We start from the raw sequence: 4,530 nt of genomic DNA, 5'->3' as shown, positions 1-4,530 counted from the left end.
TCGCTCCAAGTCTCGCGGCTGCCATCCGGGCGCCGCCGACTGTAGGTGCGGTAGAACACTGGAGCGGCCGTCGGAGCGGTTGCTGGGAACTCGCCCCCAGCATCTAGCGCTTGCCCTTGTAGCAAGGGCACCGCTTTGCTCTGTTCGCTTGAGCGGGACGAAATCGACACCATAGCCACACCCCTCCTGCAAAGCTGCCCGTGGAGCCCGACGAAACTGGCTTTTTGTTTTGATTTTCCTTGCCGGCCAGGGCCGTCCCAGAGGAGTTGCCCGACCCGCCGGCCATCCAAATGCCCAACTAGGCTATCACAATCGTCAAGGGGCAGGGGGTGTCGTGTGCTCTGGCTGTCTTCCCCAGCTCCCCCAAGGTGGGAGGATCCGTTACCAAGGCCTGGAAAGGGCTAGAGTGGAAAGGAAGGGATCCCCAGACAGAAGGGTTGCCTGCCGTCTTAAAACTGCGCCCTCCTGGGCAAAAAGCTGTGTAGGGAGTTGAAGGCCATGACCAGTCGCCTGCGCATCGGTAGCTTGTGGGGGATCCCCTTTTTCATCGACTACACCTGGTTTCCGGCGGCTCTGTTGCTGGTGCTCTCCTACGGCGTGGTGACGGCGCTGGGGCTGTTTCTCTCCTTGCTGGCCCATGAGCTGGCCCACAGCCTGGTGGCCCGCGCCTACGGAGTAAGGGTTAACTCCATTACCCTGTTTATTTTTGGGGGCATGGCAGCGATTGAGCGGGAAGTCCCCCGTCCCCTCGGCGCTTTTTGCGTGGCGGTGGCAGGTCCCCTCCTCAGCCTGGGCCTGTTCCTCATCTTCAGCCTGGCCCGGGCTTGGGCTGTGCCGGAGTCGATGCTGGCCTCAACCCTCACCAACTTGGCTGCCATCAACTTGACGATTGCCCTGTTTAATCTGCTGCCGGGACTGCCTCTGGATGGAGGGCAAATGCTCAAGGCGGCCATCTGGGGTTGGACAGGGGATCGCCAACAGGGCATGATCTGGGCGGCTCGGGCCGGACAATTTGTCGGCTTTGGCCTGTTGGGGCTAGGGTTGTTGGCGGTCTTTGCTGGCAGCCTGAATGGCCTCTGGCTGGGACTGATCGGACTGTTTATTTTGAACACCGCCCGCCGCTACAGCCAGTATGCCCAGCTCCAGCAGGTGTTGGCCCGCCTGAAGGCTGCCGATGTGATGACCCGCCAGTTTCGGGTGTTGGATGCCAACATGAGCCTGCGGGAGTTTGTGGATCGCTACCTGGTGCCCTCTTCCCTCAAGCCGGAAGCCCCAGCTCAGCCAGCAGAGATTTATTTCGCCGAGGAAGACGGCCGCTACCGCGGGTTGGTCAGGCCAGAACTGCTCAACGACATCGAGCGCAGCCAGTGGGATCGCCTCACCCTCAAGGCCATTCTCAAGCCGATGGAGCAACTGCAGGGGGTACGAGAGGAGACCCCCATCCCCCAGGTGATTCAGATGATGCGCCAGGCAGAACCGCGCCGCATTTTGGTCTTCACGCCCAGCGGTGCCATTGCCGGCTTGATCGATCGGGGCGATGTGGTGGCCATGGCTGCCCGGCAGTTGGGGGTTCTGCTGCCCCAAGAGGTGGTGCAACGGGTGCGAGACAGCCAAGAGTGGCCCCCTGGATTTCAGGTGGAGGACAATCTGGCCGGCGAGGGATCCCCCAGTCTCTCTTGGCAGGGATCCCCAGATCTGCACAACGAGCCTTAAATGCCAAGAAAAGTAGTCTCAAATGCTATTTCGCGGCGACCTTTTCCCTCTATAATTAAGAGTGTTCTCTATTAGTTAAGAATTTTGAATCGCGCTCCTCGTCTTTTGCCCGCCTACACCCACCGACTGAGCAATGGGCTAGGCGTCATCCTTCATCCCATCCCGATTGCCGATTCTGTTACTGTTGATGTCTGGGTACGGGCAGGTGCACGCCATGAGCTGCCGGAGTGCCTGGGCATCTCCCATTTTCTGGAACACATGGTGTTTAAGGGCAGCGAGCGTTTGGCCCCCGGTGAGTTGGACTGGGCCGTTGAAGGACGGGGGGGAGTTACCAATGCGGCCACCAGCCAAGACTACACCCACTACTACATTACGGTGGCCGCTGCCGACCTGGCCGATACCTTGCCTTACCTGGCAGAGGTGGTTTTGCGGGCCGGGATCCCGGAGCAGGAGTTTGAGCGGGAGCGGCAGGTGGTCCTGGAGGAAATTCGCCGCGCCGCCGACAACCCCGACTACACCGCCTATCAGCTTCTGATGGAGACCGCCTACGGGGAGCACCCTTATGCACGACCGGTGTTGGGCACGCCAGAAAGCCTGATGCAACTGACCCCTGAGCTGCTGCGCGCCTACCACCGCGGCTGGTATCGGCCTGAATCCATGACGGTGGTGGTGACGGGTGGCCTCGAACCTGAAAAGGCGCTGGCTCTGGTGGAGGAGCAGTTTGGTGGCTCTGCCGCCGGGCCGGCAGCGGTCAGCCCCCCCATGCCGCCGCAGCCTCGTCCCCAAGGGATCCTGCGCCGGGAGAGCACCCATGTCCGCTTGGAGCAAGCCCGCCTGAAATTGGCCTGGCCCACCGTCGGCATTGACGATTGGCAAGAGGCCTGTGGCTTGGAGATGTTGGCTTCTGTGCTGGGAGATGGCCGTACTTCGCGGCTGGTTCATCTGCTGCGGGAACAGCGGGGCTGGGTGAGGGCCATTGGCTGTTCTTCGCTGGTGCTGAAGGAGGGAGGGCTTTTTTGTATCAGTGCCCAACTGGAGCCGGAGGATGTGGCGCGGGTGGAGGCGACCATCCTGCACGAGATTGAAAAGTTACAGCAGGATGGCATCGGCCAAGCGGAGTTGGATCGCACCCGACGTATGCTCACCCATGAGTTCTTGTTCTCCGCCGAGTCTCCCAGTCAACTGGCGAGTATCTATGGCTACTACGAGACGCTGAGTGGGGTGCAACGCATTCAAGAGTACCTGGAGTTGTTGCAATCTTTTACCCCGGCTCAGCTCCGGGAACTGGCCCAGCAATACTTGTCTCCGGAAGCTCATGTGGTCACCCTTCTCAAGCCAACTGCTCTGGATCCGGCGGCAGTCTCGGAGCTGCAACTGGCTTGTCGTTGAGCGCTACCTCGACGCCCCAGACCCTTGATTTTCGGATTTTGGACGGGGATCCCTTGCCTGCATGAACGCTACCCTGTTTGCCACCCAACGTGGCCGTCTACAGCGCGTCCTTTTGGCCAATGGCCTCACGCTGTTGCTGGGCCAGAACCCAACGGTGGAGATCTTGGCGGCCCACTGCTTTTTCCGCGGCGGCAGCCGGTCAGAGCGACCGCAGCAGGCGGGGGTGAGCCACTTGACGGCGGCTGTCCTCACCAAAGGGACACATCGGCACAACTCTCAGGCCATTGCCGCTTGGGTGGAATCGCTGGGAGCCTCGCTGGGGGTGGACAGCTCTGCCGACTGTTTCGAGGTCAGCCTGCGCTGTGTGGCTGCGGATTTTCCTGAGCTGCTGGGGTTGCTGGCGGAGCTCCTGCGGGATCCCAGCTTTCCCGAGGCGGAGGTGGCGCGGGAGCGGGATTTGATGCTGCAGGCCATTCGCGCCCAACAGGAACGGCCCTTCAGCTTGGCTTTTGATCGGGTGCGGCAAGCCCTCTACGGGGATCACCCCTACGCCCTACCGGGGCTGGGACGGCTGGAGACGGTGGGATCCCTGACCCGCGAGGATTTGGTAGCCTATCATGCGGCCCACTGTCGTCCCGATGGAATGGTGATGGTGGTGATCGGCCCAGAGCCGCCGGAGCAGATGGCTGCCCAAGTGGAAGCTGCTTTGGGAGACTGGGTTGTTCCCGGCCCCTCTCCAAAAGACCTGGATCTTCCCCTACCCCCTCTGAGGGAGCCGCAACTGCTGAAGCTGCCCCAGCCCACCCAGCAGACGACCCTCTTGATCGGCTTTCGCGGATCCCCTGCGGCTTCTGCGGATTATCCAGCCCTGAAATTGCTGGCCACCTACCTGGGCAGCGGTCTGTCCAGCCGCCTGTTTGTGGAGCTGCGGGAGCGCTGCGGCCTGGCCTATGAGGTCTCGGCTTTTTTTGCCACCCGTCGGGATCCCGCTCCTTTTGGGGTTTATATGGGCACTGCGGCGGAGAACACCCAGGTAGCCCTGGAGCGCCTGCAGGCAGAAATCCACCGTCTGCAGGCCAATCCGCTCCCCCCAGAAGAGATAGAAATGGCCCAGCGCAAGCTATTGGGCCAATACGCCCTCAGCAAACAAACCAATGCCCAAGTGGCGCAACTGGCCGGCTGGTACGAGATTTTGGGCTTGGGCATGGAGTTCGACCAGCAGTACTTGCAAGAGGTCAGGCAGCTCACCCCAGAGCAGCTCCATCAAGCTGCGAAAACCTATCTGACCAACCCGGCCATTGCCCTGGTGGGGCCGGAAGCTGCCTTGGCAGAAGTTGAGCTGGTGTTTTGATTAAAATTCCGAGCCAGAAAGGGGACTCCGTCTTGCATGGGCAGTTGGAAAAGGGGTTTTCCTTTGCGTTTTGCCTC

The 4,530-nt window shown here is 61.1% G+C and carries 3 protein-coding genes; all 3 read left to right on the top strand.

What is annotated here, in order from left to right; genetic code table 11:
- Positions 1-498 precede the first annotated feature (498 nt).
- The 3 genes from NW857_RS12335 to NW857_RS12325 all read left to right on the top strand — a co-directional run bounded on the left by NW857_RS12335 (position 499) and on the right by NW857_RS12325 (position 4,453).
- Entirely contained in the window at positions 499-1,713 is a 1,215-nt protein-coding gene (locus NW857_RS12335) for a site-2 protease family protein (protein WP_414335773.1), read from the top strand.
- An 84-nt stretch (positions 1,714-1,797) separates the two neighbouring features.
- Entirely contained in the window at positions 1,798-3,102 is a 1,305-nt protein-coding gene (locus tag NW857_RS12330; protein WP_414369113.1) for a M16 family metallopeptidase, read from the top strand.
- Between the two features lie 61 nt (positions 3,103-3,163).
- Complete coding sequence (locus tag NW857_RS12325) at positions 3,164-4,453, top strand: M16 family metallopeptidase (RefSeq protein WP_414337136.1); 1,290 nt, start codon at positions 3,164-3,166, stop codon at positions 4,451-4,453.
- Positions 4,454-4,530 lie beyond the last annotated feature (77 nt).

The organism is Synechococcus sp. H55.9, assembly GCF_047462355.1.
In the GTDB taxonomy this organism is placed as follows: domain Bacteria; phylum Cyanobacteriota; class Cyanobacteriia; order Thermostichales; family Thermostichaceae; genus Thermostichus.
The sequence above is the reverse complement of the archived record's forward strand: the minus strand, read 5'-3'. Positions and strand labels throughout refer to the sequence as shown.